At 57.8% G+C, this 20,640-nt stretch carries 21 protein-coding genes and 1 other RNA gene; 12 read left to right on the plus strand and 10 right to left on the minus strand.

Going from position 1 to position 20,640, the window contains the following annotated elements; translation table 11 throughout:
• The first annotated feature begins 26 nt into the window (after positions 1-26).
• Genes DW349_RS17580 through DW349_RS00660 form a run of 4 tightly spaced genes read left to right on the plus strand, consistent with a single transcriptional unit; the run spans position 27 to position 4,933 of the window.
• A complete protein-coding gene (locus DW349_RS17580) occupies positions 27-2,375 on the plus strand; it encodes a methyl-accepting chemotaxis protein (protein ID WP_269801839.1) in 2,349 nt (782 codons plus the stop codon).
• Positions 2,376-2,381: 6 nt separating this feature from the next.
• Complete coding sequence (locus tag DW349_RS00650) at positions 2,382-3,212, plus strand: CheR family methyltransferase (RefSeq protein ID WP_108125755.1); 831 nt, start codon at positions 2,382-2,384, stop codon at positions 3,210-3,212.
• 8 nt (positions 3,213-3,220) lie between these two features.
• Positions 3,221-3,868, plus strand: coding sequence for a chemoreceptor glutamine deamidase CheD (gene cheD, locus DW349_RS00655; protein ID WP_108125756.1), 648 nt, complete (start codon positions 3,221-3,223; stop codon positions 3,866-3,868).
• Positions 3,869-3,874: 6 nt separating this feature from the next.
• On the plus strand, positions 3,875-4,933 hold the full coding sequence (locus DW349_RS00660) for a protein-glutamate methylesterase/protein-glutamine glutaminase (RefSeq protein WP_108125757.1): 1,059 nt from the start codon (positions 3,875-3,877) through the stop codon (positions 4,931-4,933).
• 36 nt (positions 4,934-4,969) lie between these two features.
• Here DW349_RS00660 and DW349_RS00665 read toward each other — a convergent pair whose 3' ends face one another.
• The 3 genes from DW349_RS00665 to DW349_RS00675 form a co-directional block, all read right to left on the minus strand.
• The gene (locus tag DW349_RS00665) at positions 4,970-6,118 is read right to left on the minus strand and encodes a response regulator (RefSeq protein WP_108125758.1); all 1,149 of its coding nucleotides are present in this window, start codon (positions 6,116-6,118) and stop codon (positions 4,970-4,972) included.
• A gap of 156 nt (positions 6,119-6,274) precedes the next feature.
• A complete protein-coding gene (pepP, locus tag DW349_RS00670) occupies positions 6,275-7,609 on the minus strand; it encodes a Xaa-Pro aminopeptidase (RefSeq protein WP_108125759.1) in 1,335 nt (444 codons plus the stop codon).
• A 17-nt stretch (positions 7,610-7,626) separates the two neighbouring features.
• The gene (locus DW349_RS00675) at positions 7,627-8,214 is read right to left on the minus strand and encodes a UPF0149 family protein (protein WP_108125760.1); all 588 of its coding nucleotides are present in this window, start codon (positions 8,212-8,214) and stop codon (positions 7,627-7,629) included.
• A 171-nt stretch (positions 8,215-8,385) separates the two neighbouring features.
• Between DW349_RS00675 and DW349_RS00680 the strand changes: the two genes are divergently transcribed.
• The 4 genes from DW349_RS00680 (at position 8,386) to DW349_RS00695 (ending at position 9,838) form a co-directional block, all read left to right on the plus strand.
• A complete protein-coding gene (locus DW349_RS00680) occupies positions 8,386-8,595 on the plus strand; it encodes a TIGR02449 family protein (RefSeq protein WP_108125761.1) in 210 nt (69 codons plus the stop codon).
• On the plus strand, positions 8,592-8,921 hold the full coding sequence (locus DW349_RS00685; RefSeq protein ID WP_108125762.1) for a cell division protein ZapA: 330 nt from the start codon (positions 8,592-8,594) through the stop codon (positions 8,919-8,921). The genes DW349_RS00680 and DW349_RS00685 overlap by 4 nt, the downstream gene beginning before the upstream one ends.
• Before the next feature lie 84 nt (positions 8,922-9,005).
• A non-coding RNA gene (gene ssrS, locus DW349_RS00690) (6S RNA) lies at positions 9,006-9,184 on the plus strand.
• 45 nt (positions 9,185-9,229) lie between these two features.
• Positions 9,230-9,838, plus strand: a complete 609-nt coding sequence (locus tag DW349_RS00695) for a 5-formyltetrahydrofolate cyclo-ligase (RefSeq protein WP_108125763.1) — start codon at positions 9,230-9,232, stop codon at positions 9,836-9,838.
• Here DW349_RS00695 and DW349_RS17280 read toward each other — a convergent pair whose 3' ends face one another.
• Positions 9,839-9,997, minus strand: coding sequence for a hypothetical protein (locus tag DW349_RS17280; protein WP_157954356.1), 159 nt, complete (start codon positions 9,995-9,997; stop codon positions 9,839-9,841).
• Between the two features lie 184 nt (positions 9,998-10,181).
• Here DW349_RS17280 and DW349_RS00700 point away from each other — a divergent pair, with 184 nt between their 5' ends.
• Positions 10,182-10,652, plus strand: a complete 471-nt coding sequence (locus DW349_RS00700) for an EVE domain-containing protein (RefSeq protein ID WP_108125764.1) — start codon at positions 10,182-10,184, stop codon at positions 10,650-10,652.
• On the opposite strand, the gene DW349_RS00705 is transcribed toward DW349_RS00700, so the two are convergent.
• From DW349_RS00705 to rimI, 3 genes are all read right to left on the minus strand, one after another.
• Positions 10,634-11,389: a YdcF family protein gene (locus tag DW349_RS00705; RefSeq protein ID WP_108125765.1), complete on the minus strand. Its 756-nt coding sequence runs from the start codon at positions 11,387-11,389 to the stop codon at positions 10,634-10,636. The two genes, DW349_RS00700 and DW349_RS00705, sit on opposite strands and share 19 nt — an antisense overlap.
• Positions 11,386-12,843 carry an ATP-binding cassette domain-containing protein gene (locus DW349_RS00710; RefSeq protein WP_108125766.1) on the minus strand — a complete coding sequence of 486 codons (1,458 nt, stop codon included), beginning with the start codon at positions 12,841-12,843 and terminating at the stop codon, positions 11,386-11,388. Before DW349_RS00710 ends, DW349_RS00705 begins: the two co-directional genes overlap by 4 nt.
• 107 nt (positions 12,844-12,950) lie before the next feature.
• Positions 12,951-14,048, minus strand: a complete 1,098-nt coding sequence (gene rimI / locus DW349_RS00715) for a ribosomal protein S18-alanine N-acetyltransferase (RefSeq protein ID WP_108125767.1) — start codon at positions 14,046-14,048, stop codon at positions 12,951-12,953.
• 170 nt (positions 14,049-14,218) lie between these two features.
• Between rimI and DW349_RS00720 the strand changes: the two genes are divergently transcribed.
• A complete protein-coding gene (locus tag DW349_RS00720; RefSeq protein ID WP_108125768.1) occupies positions 14,219-15,664 on the plus strand; it encodes a RimK family protein in 1,446 nt (481 codons plus the stop codon).
• On the opposite strand, the gene DW349_RS00725 is transcribed toward DW349_RS00720, so the two are convergent.
• From DW349_RS00725 to DW349_RS00735, 3 genes are all read right to left on the minus strand, one after another.
• A complete protein-coding gene (locus tag DW349_RS00725) occupies positions 15,627-17,405 on the minus strand; it encodes a response regulator (protein WP_108125769.1) in 1,779 nt (592 codons plus the stop codon). The two genes, DW349_RS00720 and DW349_RS00725, sit on opposite strands and share 38 nt — an antisense overlap.
• Positions 17,406-17,412: 7 nt before the next feature.
• Positions 17,413-17,895, minus strand: a complete 483-nt coding sequence (locus tag DW349_RS00730) for a putative pterin-binding protein (RefSeq protein ID WP_157954357.1) — start codon at positions 17,893-17,895, stop codon at positions 17,413-17,415.
• 67 nt (positions 17,896-17,962) lie between these two features.
• Positions 17,963-18,478 (minus strand): DNA-deoxyinosine glycosylase, encoded by a 516-nt coding sequence (locus tag DW349_RS00735; protein ID WP_108125771.1) that lies wholly within the window; start codon positions 18,476-18,478, stop codon positions 17,963-17,965.
• Between the two features lie 166 nt (positions 18,479-18,644).
• On the opposite strand from DW349_RS00735, the gene DW349_RS00740 reads away from it, so the two are divergent.
• Positions 18,645-20,144 (plus strand): carboxypeptidase M32, encoded by a 1,500-nt coding sequence (locus DW349_RS00740; protein WP_108125772.1) that lies wholly within the window; start codon positions 18,645-18,647, stop codon positions 20,142-20,144.
• On the plus strand, positions 20,141-20,632 hold the full coding sequence (locus DW349_RS00745) for a GNAT family N-acetyltransferase (RefSeq protein WP_198650497.1): 492 nt from the start codon (positions 20,141-20,143) through the stop codon (positions 20,630-20,632). Before DW349_RS00740 ends, DW349_RS00745 begins: the two co-directional genes overlap by 4 nt.
• The last annotated feature ends 8 nt before the right edge of the window (positions 20,633-20,640 follow it).

Consider the following 20,640-nt stretch of genomic DNA (forward strand, 5'->3'; position numbering starts at 1 on the left):
GATCTACGGACGTGGAGGTCCAAACGATGAACAAACTGATTCCCTCCTTTAGCACACGGCAACTGCTGACGACGGTCATTCCGTTGGTGTTGTTGGTGATCATCGGCTTTGCCCTGGTGAGATCGGTGTCCGGTTTCAACGAACAGATGGTCGATGCGGCAGCCCGCGGCGATTTGATCTCCGAGGCCGGCACGATCAACACCCTGGCGCAAAAGCAATTAGCCATCATCTACGAAGCGCAGGTACACGAGCGCGATGGTCGGCCTCAAAGTACGGCGGTTCTACGAGAACAGCTGCAAGGGTTGATTCAGGACATCAACAATCGGCTCGGGCTGATGCTTGAAGACGCTGCCGAGGTCAACCTTGAATTGCCACCGGCCTTACCAGGGTTGTTGGAGAACTACGTGGTAACCGTCGATGGAGCCGTGGGTGAATTCCTGACGCTGGAAGAAATTAATGCGCTTCAGGCGGCTTACGATCGCATAGACGCGGAAATATTTCGTTTCGTAGACGTGCAGGACGACGTTGTCAGTGGGGCCGGATTAGTCCGGCAAGTAACGACCCAGCTCATCATCGGCGGCGTTATCATGTTCCTGGCGCTGCTGTTTTCGATCTGGGGCTTCCGCAATTTGCGACGCACGTTGGGTACTGAGCCAGACCAATTGAAGATCATGTTGCAAGGCATTCAGGCGGGTGATGAAGACATTCAATTCCCGGCCAAGATTCTGAGCAACAGCGTGGTGGATTCGGTGCAGTCGATGCACAAAATCATTCGCGAAAGTCTGATCAATGCTGTGTCTGATGCGCGAATTCGTAAAGCCATGGATGTATCAAGTTCCAACGTCATGATCGCCGACGCGGAGCGCAATGTGGTGTACATGAACACAGCGGTTTCGGAAATGATGCACAAGGTGGAAAGCGATTTGAGGGTTGATCTGCCAAACTTTTCTGCCAATAACATTGTCGGCGGCAACATCGATCAGTTTCACAAAAACCCGCAGCATCAGATAAACATGCTGGACAAACTGACGAAAACCTACCGGACCGAAATTGAAGTGGGCCGACGCACTTTTGCATTGGCGGCCACGCCGATTTTCGACCCGGAAACCAATGAACGACTCGGTACCGTGGTGGAATGGGGCGACCGTACCGAAGAGGTAATGACCGAGCGAGACGTCACGCGCATTGTCGAAGGCGCGGCCAACGGCGACTTCACCCTCACGATGAACCTGGACGGCCGCACCGGCTTCTTCAAGGCGTTGGGTACTGCGATCAACGAATTGGTCAGCGTGGCAAACAGCGCGTTGACGACGGTGAACGCCACGCTCGAACGCATCGCCGAAGGTGACCTGACCACACGCATCACCGAAGAATTCAACGGCAGTTTTGGTGACCTGCGTAACTACTGCAACAAGACCGCTGAAAACCTCGACACCATGCTGGTGCAAATCAGTGAAGCGGTGGCGACCATTCAAACCGCCTCGGCCGAAATTGCGCAAGGCAACAGCGACCTTAGCAGCCGCACTGAACAACAAGCCTCGAACCTGGAAGAGACCGCCTCGAGCATGGAAGAGTTGAGCTCCACCGTGCGCTCGAATTCCGACAACGCTCAGCAAGCCAATCGCCTGGCCGAACAGGCGTCGCAGGTGGCGAATCAGGGTGGCGACTTGATCGGGCAGGTGGTGACCATGATGGACGCTATTAACGGCTCGGCGCAGAAGATTTCCGAGATTATTGGCGTCATCGACGGCATTGCTTTCCAGACCAATATTCTGGCGTTGAACGCGGCGGTTGAAGCCGCGCGGGCGGGTGAACAAGGCCGTGGTTTTGCGGTGGTGGCCTCGGAAGTGCGCAGTCTGGCGCAGCGTTCAGCCAACGCCGCCAAGGACATCAAATCGTTGATTTCCGATTCGGTGGAAAAAATCGAAGGCGGCAACGCTTTGGTGAGCCAGTCTGGCGACACCATGGAAGAAATCGTCAAGTCGATCAAACGCGTGAACGACATCATGGCGGAAATTGCGGCGGCGTCGTCGGAGCAAAGCAACGGCATTTCCGAAGTCAGTACCGCCGTCAGTCAGATGGACGAAATGACGCAGCAAAACGCCGCCCTGGTGGAAGAAACTGCCGCCGCGTCGGAGAACTTGCAGTCGCAAGCCGAGACATTGGTGCACAACCTGGCGCAGTTCAAACTCAGCCGCAAAATGCCCGTCCGGGCGCTGAGCAAACCGGAAAATCGCGGCGGTGGTGGCGGTCAGCCGAAAGGCAAGGTGTCGTCCATTCGTGGCAACGCTGACAGCCCGGCGCCAGCGGCGAAAGCCAAAACCGCCGTCGTGCCATTGCCGGAAAGTGACGACGACGAATGGGAATCTTTTTAAGCCATTATGACGCAGGACAGGGAGTGGGAGTTCGACTACGACGAAGCGGATTTTGAAGCCATTCGCAAACGCATTCGTCAGGCGGCTGGGATTCAGTTAGGCGACAGCAAACGGCAGATGGTGTACAGCCGGATCGTACGCCGTTTGCGGTCGCTGAATCTGAACAGCTTTCAGCAATACCTGTTTTATTTGGACGATCATCCGAATGAAATTGAGCTGTTCATCAACGCCCTGACAACGAATCTGACGTCGTTCTTTCGCGAGCCGCATCACTTCAAAGCGCTGAACCAGATTTTGTTGGAGCGCTATCAAGGTGGAGGCCGTGCGTTGCGCATCTGGTGTGCCGCCGCCAGTACCGGCGAAGAGCCCTACTCCATTGCGATGACGGCCTGCCAGACCTTTGAAAGCCTCACCCCGCCGGTGCAGATTCTGGCAACCGACATCGACAGCCAGGTATTGAGAACCGCGCAGATGGGTGTGTACCCGGAAAGCCGCATTAAAGATCTCGACCCGACGTTGAAGCGGGCTTATTTGCTCAGAGGCAAAGGTGATAAGTCGGGCATGGTTCGGATGCGGCCGGAGCTGGGTCGGTTGATCCGTTTCCAACGGCTGAATTTACTGGACCGGCAATGGGATGTGAAACCGGGCCTGGATGTTATTTTTTGCCGCAATGTGATGATTTATTTTGATAAATCTACCCAGATGAGTTTGTTGGATCGGATGGTGCCTTTGCTGTCGGACGACGGTTATTACATCGCCGGGCATTCCGAAACCATAGACCGAAATTTCCGCGCTCTGCGCCTGGTCGGGAAGACCTTGTATCAGCGTCAAGCCTAGGAGGCGAAGTGAGCTATAACGGCACCACTCACAGCGGCGATTCACGTCAGCACCATAACGTCGAACTGGCACCCAACCGTTACTACGATCGGCATTTCCAACGCGAAGCGGTGAAAATTCTGCCCGGTGAATATTACGTGGCGCAACCGGGAAAACTGATCGTTACGGTGCTCGGTTCGTGTGTGGCCGCCTGCATTCGCGATCGAAAATTAGGGCTGGCGGGCATGAACCATTTCCTGTTGCCGGCGGATGAATCGATGGACGGTTTAACCTCATTCAAGTCGGCTCGTTACGGCGCGTATGCGATGGAGTTGGTGATCAACGAATTGATTAAAATGGGCGCCAACCGTAACAACCTGGAAGCAAAAGTCTTTGGTGGTGGCAATGTGTTGGCGGCGATTACCAGCCAGAGCGTGGGCCAGAAAAATTCCGACTTTGTGTTGAAGTATTTGTCGGATGAAAACATTCCGGTGATGGCGCAGGATTTGTTGTCGCCGTTCCCGCGTAAGGTGTATTTCTTCACCGAATCCGGCCAGGTGTTGGTGAAGAAGCTCAAACAGATGCACAACGACACCATTCTCAAACGTGAGGATCAATACATGCATCGCCTCAACGACGCGCGACCTGAAGGCGATATTGAATTGTTTGATGTCTGATTCATCATCGGAGGCGCTGTGATTAAAGTTCTGGTGATAGACGATTCCGCTTTGATTCGTCAGGTGCTGACGGAATTGATAAACCGCGCACCGGATATGACCGTTATCGGTGCTGTTGGCGACGCCTATGCCGCTCGCGATTTCATCCGTAAATCTCCGCCGGATGTGTTAACGCTCGACATCGAAATGCCGCGCATGGATGGCCTGACGTTTTTGCAAAAACTGATGAAGGCACACCCCATGCCGGTGGTGATGGTATCCACGCTGACCGAGACCGGCGCTGAGGCCACCTTGCAAGCATTGGACATCGGCGCGGTCGATTTTATTGCCAAACCCAAGCTGGATATTCGCCGTGAAATGGTTGAATACCAGAATGTGATTCACGATAAGCTGCGCGCGGCCGCGGCGGTTAAACGGTTTCGTGCGCAGCCACGCAATGCAACGCGCAAACCGGTACCGACTCTGGGCATCAGTACCGAACACATTCTTGCCATTGGCGCGTCGACTGGCGGCACCGAAGCGATCAAAGCGGTATTGGAATCGCTGCCGGGTGATTCCCCCGGCGTGGTTATCACCCAACACATGCCACCGGGCTTTACCCGTACCTTTGCCGAACGTCTGAATAAACACTGTGCGCTGGAAGTGCGTGAGGCACGCGGTAACGAGCGCATTTTACCGGGCCAGGCGTTTTTGGCGCCGGGTCATTTGCATTTAACGGTGGTGCGTTCGGGTTCGGATTTTCAGACCCGGCTGGTCGATTCACCCGAGGTGCAAGGGCATCGGCCGTCGGTGGATGTGTTGTTTGAATCGGTAGCGCAAGCCTGCGGCGCTAACGCGGTCGGCGTGATTCTGACCGGCATGGGTAAAGACGGCGCCGCCGGCATGTTGTCGATGTACCAGGCCGGTTGTTTTACTTTGGCGCAAGATGAAGCCAGCTGTGTCGTGTTTGGCATGCCCAAGGTGGCGCTGGAATTAGGCGGCGTGGCGGAAGTGCAGTCGTTGGATGTGATTGGGGATCGCCTGGTGCAGCACTGGCGTTCGGTCGGTGCGGGTCATCGTATTTAGCTTTTTATTACACATCGTATTGAACGGTCAGTGCGGCTAACTTTGAGCTTCGCCGGCCAGGCCAAGCATACCAAGTTTGCGTTGGTAGTCGTCGTTCTCGGTATTGCCTTTTACCCGATCTACCGCCACCGACATCAGCACCAATTCGGGCCGTTCTTCTTCGTCGGCCAGTTCGTGTGCTGCGGCAAAACGGTCGCGTAATTCCTGCGGCAATTTCCACAGTTGTTGTAGCGCCTGGTGGTATTTCCAGCCCAGTTTTTCCAGCATGGTTTCCATTTCAGCGTTGTTTAATTCGCCGCCCTGGTCGAGATAACTTTGCATTAATTGCAGCAACGCTAAATCGCCCAAGGGGTACAGCAAACCAGCGGTGTAACTCTGCGCTAAATTTACCTGCTTTTGCTTGGCAAGCGTGGCCGCCGTGGCGGCAATTTTTTCCGCTTCCTGGCAGCGTAAGATGGACAGTTGCGCCAGTGCCGGATGCGACAATTGGTCGCGTTGATCGAGCGATAACGCCAGCGCCTGTTGCAGTGCCATGGTGACGCCCATGCTGTTGATGGCGTCGATCAGGTTGTTCACGCTTTTGCCGTAGCGCTTGAACATGCCGCTGTTGGCGACGTTGATCAGGCGGATGGTGATGGCCTGGCTGGAGCGCCAGCGTTTGGCGAGGTCTTGCACGCTGGGCGGTTCGCTGGCGTTGAGTTGCGTCACGATGTCGCGCGTGCCGCCCAGCGTTGGTGGTGGCGTCATCCGGGCTTTGATGTCTTGCAGCCAGGACGATACGGCGGGCAATTCTGGTTTTTCGGGTGCTTCGGCGGCGGCTTGTTTTTCCAGGTAACTTTTTAACCGATCGCCAAGAATGATCGGATCAAAGGGTTTGCGGAAAAATTCGGTGACGCCCTGCTGGCGGCTGCTGACCACGGTCTGGCGGTCGCTGCGTCCGCTGATCATCAAAATGGGGGTGTCGGCGTCTTGTTGCCGTATGAATTTGACCAACGCCAAGCCGTTGTCCTGGTCGGCCAAAGTCCAGTCACACAGCACCAGCGTTGGCTGATGTTGTTGAAACAGTGCGCGCCCTTGGGCGTAGGTTTCGGCTTCCAATACATCGATGTTCATGTTCAGACCATAGAGCACGGTTTTCAGTAACTCGCGCGCCATGATGTCGTCTTCCAGAACCAGCACGTGCATAACCGATTGACACTCCCGACTCAGGTTCCAAAGGTACACAACTCGACAGAACAGTTTAGTCAAGCCTGGTTAATTTGCCGGAAGAAATTGGCGATAAAAAAAGGCGCCCTCAGGCGCCTTGATATGAAATACGACAGTTCGATTACAGCAGCTCGATTACAACAGCCGGGGCTGACCACCGGCCATCAGGGCTTCGATGTCGTCCGGGTGTTTTGGTACGTCGGCGCTGAGGATGTCGCAGCCGTCGCGGGTGACTACCACGTCGTCTTCGATGCGAATGCCGATGCCGCGCCAGCGTGCGTCCACATCGGTGTTGGTCGGCGCAATGTACAAACCCGGTTCGATGGTCAGCACCATGCCCGGTTCCAGTACGCGCCATTCACCGCCGACTTTGTAGTCGCCGACGTCGTGCACGTCCATTCCCAGCCAGTGTCCGGTTTTGTGCATGTAAAACGGTTTGATGGCGTTGGCTTCGATCAGTGTATCGATGTCGCCTTCGAGCAGACCGAGTTCGACCAGACCTTCGGTTAACACCCGTACGGTGGCCTCGTGCGGGGCAATCCAGGACGCGCCCGGCTTAACCGCTTCGATGGACGCCAATTGAGCACGCAACACCAACTCATAGAGCGTGCGCTGCTCGGCGCTGAAGCGGCCGTTGGCGGGGAAGGTGCGGGTGATGTCGGAGGCGTAAAATTCCAGCTCGCCGCCGGCGTCGATCAACACCAGATCGCCGTCTTTGATGGTGGCGGAGTTTTCCACGTAGTGCAGCACGCAAGCGTGATCACCGGCACCGACGATGGCCGGATACGCCGGCCACGGGCTGCCGCCCATCATGCATTCGTGTTCGATTTCCGCCTGCAACTGGTATTCCTTCATGCCCGGTTTGCAGGCGACCATGGCGCGTTTGTGCGCGCGGGCGCTGAGCTGGGCGGCATCGCGCATGATGGCGACTTCCTGTTTCGACTTGATCAGCCGTTGGTCGTGCAGCAGGTGGGCGATGTCGGAAAAATCGTCCGGCGGCTGGGCGCCGAGGCGCACCCGGGCGCGAATCTGATTCACCCAGGCCATCAATTGATGATCGAAACCGGCGTCGACACCCATGTGCGAATAGACGCGGGTGCGGCCTTCCATCAGGCCGGGCAGGATGTCGTCGATGTCGTCGATCGGGAAGGCGTCGTCGGCATCAAAGTCGGCTACGGCACCGTCCGGGCCGGCGCGGTAGCCGTCCCAGATTTCCCGTTCCGGGTCTTTGTCGCGCACGAACAGAATGTATTGCGCGGCTTCGCGGCCGGGAATCAGCACGGCGACGGCGTCCGGTTCGGCAAAGCCGGTCAGGTACATGAAGTCGCTGTTCTGGCGAAACGGATGGTGGACGTCGTTGTTGCGGATGGTTTCGGTGGCGGCGGGAATAATGGCGATGCTGCCCGGTGCCAGTTGTTCCATCAGGCGTTGCCGGCGTTCGGTGAATTCACTGCGGCTGATCTGTTTCATCGTGTCTATTACTCCGCTCAATGAACGGTCGGGGCGGGTTTGCCGTCGGCCGCCGGTTGATTGTATTCCAGGTACAGATTCAGCACGCCCATGCGCACGTGTTCGCTGATGGCGGTGAAGTCTTCTTCGGCCTGGGCGTCGCTGTCTTGTTCGGTGTCGACCTGGGCGATGGCCGACAGGTCTTCGAGAATTTCTTCAATTTCTTCCGGAAGCGCTTTGTCTTCGGCAACCACACCGACGGTGCCGAACGCGCCGAGGAAGGAGCCGCACCAGTCGCTCAGCGCTTCCAGGCGTTCGCTCAATGGGCTGTCGTCAGCGGGCAGCAGCGGACGAAAACTCATGTTGGCGTCGTCCAGAGCATTCAGTGTTGTCGCGTATAACGCTTTGATCACGGCCTGGTGATCGGCGGTGACTATTTCGCTCGGGCCCATCATATCGGTGGCCCATTCGACCCAGTCGTTGGGTTCCATGCGATGGCCGGCCGCCAATACGCCGGTCAGTGAGGCGTGCAAGGCGGTCGGGCTCTGGCCGGAACCGAGCAGTTCGAAGAAACGCACCAGATCCTGATGGCGCATCTGGGGCAGGTTTGTTGTTGAATCGGACATGCAGTCTCCGCAGGTGGGCAGTGGGGTATCGCGGCTCTCGGCCACCCTAGGTGGGGTTTGATCGGCAAAATGCTACCATTGTTGGCACTGTGACCGCAGTCGTTGACCCTGCTTTAAAGCAGTCTATATAGTGCTGCGGTTTTCCACCCCTTCTTTTCAGGCCAGCGCGGTATGTCCGATCCCACTCTGAAGCAGCTCGAACACAAGGTTGAAACGCTGATCGAGCACTATCAGCAATTGCAGCAGGAAATTCGACTGCTCAAAGCCGAACGCACGGCCTGGCAGGGCGAGCGCGCCAAGCTGATCAAGCAGAACGAACTGGCCCGGGATCGCGTTGAGGCGATGATCGAACGCCTGAAGTCGATGGAGCAATCCGGATGAGCCAGCAAAATACTCTGACCGTCACCATTTTAGAACGTGAATACCGCGTTGCCTGCCCGCCGGGTCAGGAAGTCAAATTGGAACAGGCCGCCGCGTCGCTGGATCGCAAGATGAAGGAAATTCGCACCACCGGCAAGGTGTTCGGTATTGAACGCATAGCGGTGATGGCGGCGCTGAATCTGACCCGCGAATTGCTGGATCGCCAGCCGGGCGATAACAGCGAAGACCAGGCCATGGCCGAGCGTCTGCTGCGTCGGCTCGATGAGGTGTTACCGGCCGAAACGTCGTCAATGTCGCTGGATCTGGGTACCGACGATAGCCGCTGAGGCGAGGCTGTAAAATCGCTTCGTCTGCCTCGAAAAGAGCGCTGTCAAGACCTGTCATTCCAGGCATTTTCATTATAATTAGCGCTGTCCCTGGGCTATGCGCCAGTCGTGCACAGTCCTCGAGCCGATACTTTGAATACAGGTGTCCCTTAGTCGGCGTTGTGAGCATGTCCGCTTGTCGGAAAGCCTAATTCGCTGCGTGGGGCGCCGCCTTGGACTTCACGGTTCAAGGTCTCCCACGGCAGCGGTAGTCTGGGGCATTTCCTGCTAATTTCTCCTGCCAATGTCAGGTCTGAGTCGGGGGCTCAATGGCAACAGCCAATGCGCAACTCAAACAGACCCTGCGTCGTGAGCTTCGCGCCCGCCGACGCGCTTTGTCTTCCCATCAACAACGTCTGGCTGCACAGCGTCTGATTCGTCAGGTGGTCCGTCTGCCTGGCTACGCCCGCGTCCGTTCAATCGCACTGTATTGGGCGATGGACGGCGAAATCGACGTGACGCCTTTGATGCATCGCTTAATGCGCGATGGCAAAACCGTCTATCTGCCGGTGTTGCAGCCACAGCGGTTAGCACTTTGGTTCAGGCCTTGGCAGCCGACTTCATTCATGCGCGACAACCGTTTTGGTATCCCCGAGCCGCAACAGGGCCGACGCCTGGCGCCTTGGGCACTTGATTGGGTGTTGTTACCGCTGGTGGGGTTTGACGATCTGGGTGGGCGTTTGGGTATGGGTGGCGGTTTCTACGACCGGACCTTCGCCGCACGGGCGCGCTGGCCGCGACAGCCGCGATTGATCGGTGTGGCACATCAGTGCCAGCAGGTGGAACCTATACCGCTGGAGAGTTGGGATATACCGTTGGCGGCCGTGGTTACCGATGCACAACGCTATGAATGGGATTTGCCATCCCTGGCCGGATGATCAGTAAGAGGTACTGCTGTTGATCATCACACCTGAGGCTTTGGCGTTATAACCGGTCTTGCGGGCATCGTCGTCGCCTTGGCTCAAGGTCGACAGCGTAACGCCCAGGCCGAGCATAAAGGCCAGTGCGATCAAAATATCGGGCTTACGACGTTTCATCAGTGTACATCCTTGCCGGAATCTTGACGGTTTTGCGTCTTTCCGAATCAACAGTGTTTGAAAAGTCATTTACTTGACGTTAAATGTCGCTAAAAGCGCCCAACTTTACGCCGGCCTTTCAATTTGGCATAGAACGTCGAAAAAGCAAATATTAAATTGTGTCCAAAATGGTGCGGGGTGGGATATGGCGAACTGGTTAGCAAAATCTGAGCCGGATGAGTTTTCACTGGACGATCTGGCGGCACGCGGCGAGGCGGGTGAACCCTGGAACGGTATCCGCAATTATCAGGCGCGCAATCACTTGCGGGCGATGCAGCCGGGCGACCGGGTGTTGATCTACCATTCAGCCTGCGCTGAGCCGGCGGTTATGGGCGAAGCGGAAGTGATCAGCGAGCCCTACCCGGACCCGGATGCGCTGAACCCAGAATCGCGTTACTTCGACCCGAAAAGCAGCGCCGATAATCCGCGCTGGACGGTGGTCAAACTCGCCTTTCGCAAACGCTGGCCGGCGCCAGTGCCGTTGAAGCAAATCAAGCAGACGCCGGAATTGGCGGAAATGGCGTTGTTGCGTCAATCGCGGTTGTCGGTCAGCCCGGTAACGGATGCGCAGTGGGCCGTGCTGGAACGGTTGTCGAATCAGTCGGCCAGCCGGTAAACCAGCCAGCCCAAGTATTCGTGCAGTGCGAGGTTTGAATTGCTCAGCGCGTTGGCGTTAGGCACCCAGGCGAGCACGGCCGATTCGGTGTGGTCGAGCGGTGCCGTCGGCGCGGCCACGACGCTGAAACCGACCCGTTTAAACGCCATCACCGCGCGCGGCATGTGAAAGGCTTCGGTGATCAGCACGATCCGATCGATGCCCTGGCTTGCCAAAATCTCCGCGCTGTAGCGCGCGTTTTCATCGGTGTTGCGGCTTTCGGTTTCAAACCAGCGCACCGGCACCCGGAAATGTTCTTCCAGATCGGCCGCCATAACGTTCGCCAAGGTCAGTGAACTTTTGCTGAGCACTAACCCGCCGGACACCAGAATCGGCAAGCCGGTCTGGCGTTGGGCGAAGGCGGTGTAGCGCAGCCTCAGCAAGGTATGGTCGCTGGCGCTGGGCCGGCCGAACTCGGTGCCGGTCGGGTCCAATCCTGCCGAAATCACCACAATCGCCTCGGCGTTGCTGGCGATCAGTTCCGCCGGCGTCAGCAGCGGATATTGCTGTTCCAAGCCGGCAATCAACCAGCCGCTGATGCGCGGCGTCGCTAAGGCCCACAGGCTGACCACCGACAACACCGCCAGCGTTTTTGCCAGACGCGGCAGGCGACGCCACAACAAGGCGGCGATGACCAGCCCCAGCAATTGAGCCAGCGGTGGCAGCAGCAGAAATTTCAGCAGATAGCGCAGTGTCATTCAGTCGTGATCCTGAACAGCGCGCTGGCACCGGGTTGTTCGGCGCTAAAGCGCAGATGGCGGCGAATCAACGCCGGTTGTTCGTCGTCGCGATGGCTGACGAACAACAAGGTTGTCGGCCCGGCCTCAAGAATGCGTTCCACCGCCGCCAGTACCCGGAAGCGATTCACATCGTCCAGGCCTTGCGTTGGTTCATCCAGAATCAACAACGGCGGCTGTTTGATCAAGGCGCGGGCGATCAGCACCAGCCGTTGTTCGCCGGTCGATAATCGCTTGAACGCTTCGCCGGCCTTATCGGCCAGGCCCAGCAAGTCGAGCCACTGCCGTGCCAACTGGGCTTCGTGCGCGCCGGTGTCTTTATAGACGCCAATCGAATCGGTCAGGCCCGACACCACCGCCGTTAACGCATTGCCGGCGACGCGGTAGTCGCGGTGCAGATGGCCGGACACCAACCCCAAGTGCTTTTTAATGTCCCAGATGCTTTCGCCCTGGCCGCGACGGTAGCCAAACACCGTTAAATTGTTGGCGTAACATTGCGGATGATCGCAGCTGACCAGGCTCAATAAGGTCGATTTACCGCAGCCGTTTGGCCCGTGAATCTGGGTGTGTTCGCCCGGACGCAGTTGCCAGTCGAGGCCTTCAAACTGCACGCCGGTGGCGTATTCGACGCGGCCGTTGTGCAGCTCGACCAGAGGTTTATCGGCCGGCCAGTCGGGCAGTTGAAAGTCAGATTGGCGTTCGGGTAAGTCGAAGCTTTCTCGCGCCGACAAATCCAGCGCCGCCGTCCAGTCCGGATGATTCAGCACCGCATCGGCGGTGCCTTGCAGCATCAACTGACCGCGATCGAGTAACGCCAGATGCGTCGCCCAGGGCGGTACGTCCTGGCGTTGGCCGATCAACATCATCAGCCACTGGCCGCCGTTGGCGAGTTCGCCCAGAACGTCGATCAAATCGAGCCGGGCCTGGCGGTCGAGGCCTTCGAAGGGTTCGTCGAGCAGCAGTAAATCGGGCCGGTCGAGTACCGCACGCGCCAACATCACCTTGCGGCCTTCGCCGCTGCTGAGCAGTCGATAGCCGCGATCCAGCAAGGGCGCGAGCTTCAACAAAGCAACCAGACGGTCGTGTGCTTCGTCCCAGGGGCGGATTTCTTCGAGCAGTTCGCGCACCGACGTGCCGGGATCGAGGTGATCGGAAAAGTCGGTTTCGTCGCGGTAGAGTTCGCGTTCGTACAACGCCTGTTGGCTTTCCAGCGACAGCCAATGCACGCGCGCCGGCCGGTCGCGAAACTCACCGCGTGCCAGTGGCAAGTCGCCGTTCAGTAATCGCGCCAGGGCGCTTTTGCCGCTGCCGTTGCCACCGAGAATCACCCAGCTTTGATTCGGCTCGAGCTGCCATTGGTCCAGGCGCAACGTCGGGCCGTGGCGCGGTTCGACTTCTACCTGATGAAACTGCATCGGCTCGTCACTTCGTAAATTAAGACGCTCGAACGTTATGCGCCGCTGTGTGTGCAATCAACGGCGGTTTTGCCAAGAAAATGTTGCGTCGGGCGCCGCTCTTTTGTTCAAACCGAGCGTCGCCGCACCATCACGGTGGCGCGATAGCGCTGTGAGCCGTAGCGCGTCAGGGCGTCGAGTTCGTCCAGCCGCACCGGCATAAAGCGGTTGTCGAGATCGCGGCGGTCGTATTCTTCGTCGGTGTCCGGGTCGTTCAGATAGGCGTGCTGTTCGTCCATTTCCACCAGCCAGACCCAATGCGGCGCTTTGTTGCGGTTCAGCCGCCAGGTGCTGATCAACACCAGCAGTGCCCAGCCGTCGTCTAGCAGTTGGCGGGCGTCGGCCAGCGTCAGTTCGCGTTCGGTCAGCGCAACATTCAATGTCGCGCAATCCTGCAAAAAGCCGTCGTGCACCAGACTCATCACGCCGCGTTTGTGCGCCGAACGCACCGACGGCATAAACGGTACGTCCAGATGGCTGGCCCAAACCGCCGCTTCGAAACCGCGCCGGGCCGCCGCCGTCGCCAGGCCAAACGGCGATGTGCCGCCCAGGCCGGTGGTCATGTAAACGGTAGTGGCTTCGCGCCACAGCTGAATTTCTTCGGATCTGTCTAACGGCCGGCTTTTGTCTTGATGGTGCAACGCCATCATCAGCGCCGACGGGCCGCAGGTGAAGGGTGTGGTCTGGCTGAAAAACGGCAGATTGGCCGGTTGCGGGTGCGCCGGGTGCAGGCGTTTTTCCAACTGCAACGCATCGCCGCCGTCTTCGTAGTAACCGCGACGTTTGCCGATGGTTTTGTAGCCGCCGTTTTTGTACAGCGCGATGGCCGCCGGGTTGTCGGTGCGCACTTCCAGGCGAATAAAGCGACGCTCAGCGGCTTCGGCGGCCACTTCCAGTTCCGCCATCAACGCTTTGCCCAAACCCTGCCCCTGCGCTTGCGGCGACACCGCCAACGAATACAGCCGTGCCAGGCTGGTGCCTTTGTGGCACAGCAACAGGCCGTAGCCGAGCACGGTGCCGTCTTGTTCGGCGACGCGGAAGATGGGTGAGTTGCGTTTGAGGAAACGACGCATGGAGCGTTGGCTGATGCGATCGGTGTCGAAACACTCGCGTTCCAGCCGGGTCAGAGCGTCCAGATCGGCCAGGACAGCGGGCCTGAGTTGCATGGCAATATCTCGTTGGCAAGGGGCAAAAAAATCGAGCGCACTGTTAAAAATGTCGAACGCACTATAGGGCCAGCTTGGCAAAAAACATACTGGCGCGGCGTTGTTTTTTCGACCAGATTGATAACACTATAGCCGCCCATTTCAGGCAGCCTTGCCTAAGGATTTATTGCGTGTCGCGACTGAGCATCATCGTCGATCAAACCGTTGACTGGAAAGCCTACCACCCCACCGAAGACCTGCATTCTGCCCAGGCGTATCTGGACGGCGCGGACCTGGAACCGCAGCGCGTCATCAACCTGTGCCGGTCGTATAAATACCTCAGTCGTGGTTACTACGTGTCGTTGCTCGCCGAGGCGCGGGGCCACAAAGTCATACCGTCGGTGAAGGCGCTGACCGACCTGTCGCAACCGGCCATTTACGGTGTGTTCGATCAGTCAATTAACAAGATGCTCGACAAGGTTGCTTTGGACGCGCGCAAGCTCAGTTGGCGCATCTATTTTGGCGAAGCCGAACAGGAAGATTTGGCGGAAGTGTCGCGGCAACTGTTCGAGCGTTTTCCGGTGCCGATTCTGGAAGTGCGGTTTCAAAAGAAAACCGATTGGCAATTGGCGTCGGTGCGCGCCGTCGGTTTGACCAAACTGATCGAAACCGAAGAAAGTTTTTTTGCCGACAGCCTGGAACGGTTCTCCAAGAAAGTCTGGCGGGCGCCGCGCGCCAAGCGCAATTACCGATACGACCTGGCGATTCTGGTCAACAAAGACGAAGCGCTGCCACCGAGCGACAAAGCCGCGCTGCGTAAATTTGAACGCGCCGCCAAACGCCAGGGCATGGACGTTGAATTCATTCAGCCGAGCGACTATTTCCGCCTGGCCGAATTCGATGCGTTGTTCATTCGCGAAACCACCAACGTCAATCACCACACCTATCGTTTTTCGCGCAAGGCCGCGCACGAAGGCATGGTGGTGATGGACGATCCGGATTCGATTTTGCGCTGCACCAACAAGATCTATCTGTCCGACTTAATTCACAACCGTCGCTTGCCGGCACCGACCAGCCGCGCCATCACCCAAATCAACAATGCAGTGATTGATGAGTTGGAAGCCGACTTGGGTTATCCGTTGGTGCTGAAAATTCCCGATGGTTCGTTTTCTCGTGGCGTGGTGAAAGTGGGCGACGCCGCTGCGCTGCGCCAGACCGCGCACGATTTGCTGGCGCAAAGCGCCATCATTCTGGCCCAGGCCTATGTACCGACCGACTACGATTGGCGCATCGGCGTGCTCGGCGGCCGGGCGATTTACGCCTGTCGTTATTTCATGGCGAAAGGCCATTGGCAGATTTACAACCACGCCGCCAAACCCAGCCAGCAAAGCGGCGGTTTTGAAACCGTGCCGACGCACGAAGCGCCGCGCGCGGTGATCAAAGCCGCGCTCGATGTCGCCAGTGCGTTTGGCGATGGTTTGTATGGCGTCGATTTAAAACAGAAAGGCGATGAGGTTTACATCATCGAGGTGAACGACAACCCGTCCATCGACGGTGGCGTGGAAGACGCCTGGGCTGGCGACGGTTTGTACGATGCGATTATGGAGACGTTTCGTCAGCGTCTGGATCGACGCTAGTCGCGCTCAGGTAAGGCGACACCACGCAATCAAGGTTGCGCAGCCGGAAGGGTTTGGATAGGAAGTCGACCATGCCGGCCTGCAGGCATTCCTGGCGCGCTTCCAAGGTGGCGTTGGCGGTCAGCGCGATGATTGGCGTGCGGTAGCCTTTGGCGCGCAGTTTGCGCGAGACTTCCAGACCGTCCATTTCCGGCATTTGCACATCCATTAATACCAGATCGTACTGGCCGGCTTTTGCCATCTCGTAGGCTTGCTGGCCGTTGTTGGCGATGTCTACCTCGGCGCCGAGTTTTTCCAGCATGCGCCGCGCAATCACCTGATTGATGGTGTTGTCTTCGGCCACTAACACCCGGCCGTGCAAACGATGATCGCCGTACAGTTTGGGTTTCTGGTCGGCGGTTTTTACCGTCGCCGGTGCCCGCCGCATCGGCAGGCAAATGCGAAACTCGCTGCCGCGACCCAACTGACTTTCCAGTTCCAGATAACCGCCCATTAACTCCGCCAGTTGACGACTGATCGCCAGCCCCAAACCGCTGCCGCCGTTCTGTTTTTGCAACCGGCTGTGGGCTTGATTGAACGGCTGGAACAGATGCTCGCTTTCGTCGGTGGCGATGCCGACGCCGCTGTCGCGTACGCCCAACACCACCCAGAGTTGATCGTCGCCTTCGTCGCGTACTTTCAGGCTGACCAGAATACTGCCGCTGTCGGTGAACTTGACGGCGTTGCCGATCAGGTTGAGCAGAATCTGGCGGATTTTGGCGTCATCGCCGCGCACCCACAGGCTGTCGTCCTGGCTGTGTTGAAAACTCAGCGCCAGGTTTTTGGCCTTGGCCTGCGGCACGAACACGGCCACGGAATGCGCAATTAACTCGATCAGATCGAAACGCACGATGTCGACTTTGTGCTGGCCGGATTCCAACCGGCTGTAATCGAGAATGTCGTTGATTTGCGCCAGCAAGGCATCGGATGCCTGATGCAGAGTGTCGATCAGATTGTCGAATTCAGAATCGTCTTTGGCCTGCTCAAGCAATTGAATGGAACCGATGATGCCGTTCAGCGGGGTGCGAATTTCGTGGCTCATGCGCGCCAGAAAATTCGCCTGCATTTGTCGGTTGCGTTCGGCCTGCAAGCGCAACCGGCGCGTGCGCAATAAGGCGATCAACATGGCGAGCATTGCCAGGGTGCCGAGCGTGCCGAGCAAAATCAGAACATCGCGAATGCTGTGGTAGGTCGATTGCACCGTCTGGCTGCGGTGCACGGCTTCAACGTAGCCGTCTTCGTACAAGCGGATGGTGCGGAACAGGAAGCCGTCGATCCATTTTTGCAATTGGCTGCGGAAGGCTTCGGCGTCGTCGATCGACATGCGGTCAACCTCGGCCTGGTGCATTTCCATATAGCGGATCATGGCGCTGACGCGGGCGTACAGTTCAGGGTCGACGTTTTGGGTGGACTCGCCAGTGCGACCTTCAGTCAGCAGTGTGGCGCGGCTCCAGAAAATTTCGCTGTGCAGCGTGGCGCGTTCGCGGTGTTCTTCGGTGGGCGCCGCCAGATACAAATCGAGCGAGCCGCGCATGCGTTCCATCTCCACTTGCAGGCGGGAGATGTGCCAGGGGCGTTCGTCGCGCAGTTGGACATCGAAGCGATGAATCTCGCGGGAAATGTTCACCACCAGGGCGCACAGCCAGATCAGCAGAACCAGAAACGCCAGTAGCCAAAGCACAAGGAATCCATAGCGTTTCATGCGTTGGCTACTCCACGGGGCCTAGATGCTGCAATTGCCAGATGGACCAGGAACGCACGTCGCGGTCCAGCAGATCAGGCCGATCGGACCAGGGAAAGACGATCCAGAACGGGCCTTTATCGCGCACCCGCATCCAGTCGCCATCGATGCGGACGGCAACAAAAGCGCCTTCGTCGATGGCGGTTTGTACCGGAATCACCACGGTGTAGTCGTTCAGGGCTTTGGCCAGCAATTGGTCGGCATCAACCCCGGCATCGGCGAGCACCGCGGCCAGGCTTGCGCCTTCAAAATGCAGCGAACCATCGGTCCAGGGGGTTTCGGTGTCGAGGCTGCTTGGGTCGAGCGCCAGGATGTCGCTTTGGCTGTAGTGAACACTGCCGTGGTCGGTGACCACTTCCAGATCGTAAGCCGAGACGGTGCCTGCCAGGCACGCCGAAGCCAGTCCAAGGCGGATTCCGTGGTGGGCAAGGCGTTGAAAAAGCCGTTCCAAGCGCATCTCTGCGGACTCAGGGTCAGAAACAAACGCTTACAATAAAGGAATGAGTCGCTCGGGCCAATTACCCGATTAAATAATTATTTACCACCGACCATGTATCAAATTTCGCGTTTGCTGTCAGGCTGGCGTGGGCCGGGCTGGTAGATGGCAGTCGGGTCAGCGGCAAGGCCGCAAACGACGGCGCCAAACGCGGAATCACGTGCTTGCGATAGCTGTCATACGCCTTGGTGCCGTTGCAGAAAACTGCCTTGGTATGCGGGTGACGTTCGAACCAGGCCGGAAAGTCGTTGGGCACAATGGAGGATTCGATGATGTCCGAATCCAGGCTCGATTCGCGTGTGCAGGCTGCCAACACATCCCAAAGGCCGACACCGGCCGCCTGCACCGCCGCTACCCGTTGCTCGTACGGCAACTCCGCCGCAAACCCCAACAAACGCGCCATGATCGGCCAGAACGCATTGCGCGGATGGGCGTAATAGCGCTGCGCCCGTAGCGACGCCTTACCGGGCATTGAGCCGAGAATCAGCACTTTGGCGCTGGCCGGTTCGATGGGATCGAAGCTGTGGATGGTGGGCATTTTTTTGTGGGAGACGCTGAACGGGAGACGCAGGGTAGCGGAACTGAGGTGCGATTGGCAGGTTATGGGTTTTGTCTTTAGCGTCTCCCGTCTTCCGTTCAGCGTCTCCCGGAAACCGCCCCGCATTGTTAGACTGAAGTCTCATGCCCACCGGTTTGCCAAAAAAATGTCCTACGCCAGCCTCGAAAAAACCTTCCATCGTCTTGCTCAACTGGAACACGCCCAAGCCATGCTCGGCTGGGACCAGGCGGTGATGATGCCGCCCGGTGGTAACGCCGCGCGCGGCAAAGCCATGGCCGAACTCAGTGTAATGGGCAGTGAGATTCTGCAAGACCCGGCGCTGGCCGATGCCTTCGCGGCCGCCAGCAACGAAACCAACTTAACCGAATGGCAACGCGCCAACCTGCGTGAAATGACGGTGCAATGGAAACAGGCGCTGGCAATTCCCAAAGAACTGGTCGAAGCCCAGGCCATCGCCAGCAACGAATGCGAACACGCCTGGCGAACGCTGCGCCCGGCCAACAACTGGGCCGACTTTGAACCGTTGTTGCAGACAGTGTTCGACCTGGCACGCGAATCGGCCCAGGCATTGAACGCCGCCTTAGCCACCGAACGCGGCTACGCCAACGACTACGATGCGCTGATCGACCTGTACGACCCCGGCAGCAGCATGGCCCGCATCGACCCGGTGTTCGACGAACTCAAAGCCACCTTGCCGGCTTTGTTGCAAAACATCCTCGAACGTCAGAACAGCCGCCCGGCACCCAAACTTCCGATCGGCCCGTTCCCGATTGAAAAACAGGACGCCCTGGCACGCGAACTGATGGGCAAACTCGGCTTCGATTTCAACGCCGGCCGGCTCGACCAGACCGCCCACCCGTTCAGCGGCGGCGTACCGGAAGACGCCCGCATCACCACCCGTTACGACGTCAACAACGTCATCGAAGGTCTGATGGGCGTGATCCACGAAACCGGCCACGCCCGCTATGAAATGGGTCGCCCCAAAGACTGGCTCAGCCAACCGGTCGGCCGCGCCATGGGCATGGGCGTGCACGAAAGCCAGAGTCTGTTTTTTGAAATGCAGCTCGGTCGTTCGCGCCCGTTTATCGAAGCGTTGGCACCGCTGTTGCGCAAACACCTGGGCAACGACCCTGCGTTCGATGCCGACAATCTGCACGCCTTATACACCCAGGTAAAACCTGGCCTGATTCGCGTCAACGCCGACGAAGTGACCTACCCCATGCACGTGATCCTGCGTTACGAACTCGAGCGTGACATCACCCTTGGCCGCGCCCAAGTCAGCGACATTCCCGAACGCTGGAATGAAGCCATGGAAACATACCTCGGCCTGGATACCCGCGGTAATTACAAAGACGGCCCGATGCAAGACATCCACTGGCCGTCTGGTGCCGTGGGTTATTTCCCGTCTTACACCCTGGGCGCGATGAACGCCGCGCAGTTGTATCAATCAATGATCAAACAGATTCCAGGCGCGGCTGATGGCGTAGGCGACTGGGCGTTACAGCCGATTTTTAATTGGCTGAGCGAGAACGTTTGGTCGCAGGGTCGGTTTATGGGGTATGACGACTTGCTGCAAAGCGCTACCGGCGAGACGTTGAATTCCAGCTATTTCCTGGGTCATCTGAAAGCGAGGTATATGGTTTGAACGCCAGTACAAACCTCGACCCGGTGAACGACATTCAGCTTCGCCCGGCGGTAATGGCGGATAAGCCGGCCTTGTTAGCACTGGAGCAGGCCCTGGTGAAAGCCGAGCGGCCGTTTAACTCATGGTTTATAGACGGCCAGATTTTCTATTACGACCTGGACCATTTCATTCAACACGACCAAACCCAACTGCTGGTCGCCGAAGCTGGTGGCGAAATTATCGCAACGGGATACCTGCAAATCCGTACATCTAAACCGTCACTGCGACATGATCGCGAAGGCTACCTGGGTTTTATGTACGTGACCGATGCGTACCGCGGTAAAGGCGTGAATAAAATGATCATGCACGAACTGATGGACTGGGCAAAAGCACAAGGCGTGCGCGACTTTTATCTGGATGTATACGCACAAAACCAAACGGCAATTCGCGCTTATGAAAAGCTGGGTTTTGAAGCGTCTTTGGTGAATATGAAGTTGTCATCCGGGTAAAGGGGCAG

The organism is Saccharospirillum mangrovi (assembly GCF_003367315.1).
GTDB lineage: Bacteria > Pseudomonadota > Gammaproteobacteria > Pseudomonadales > Natronospirillaceae > Saccharospirillum > Saccharospirillum mangrovi.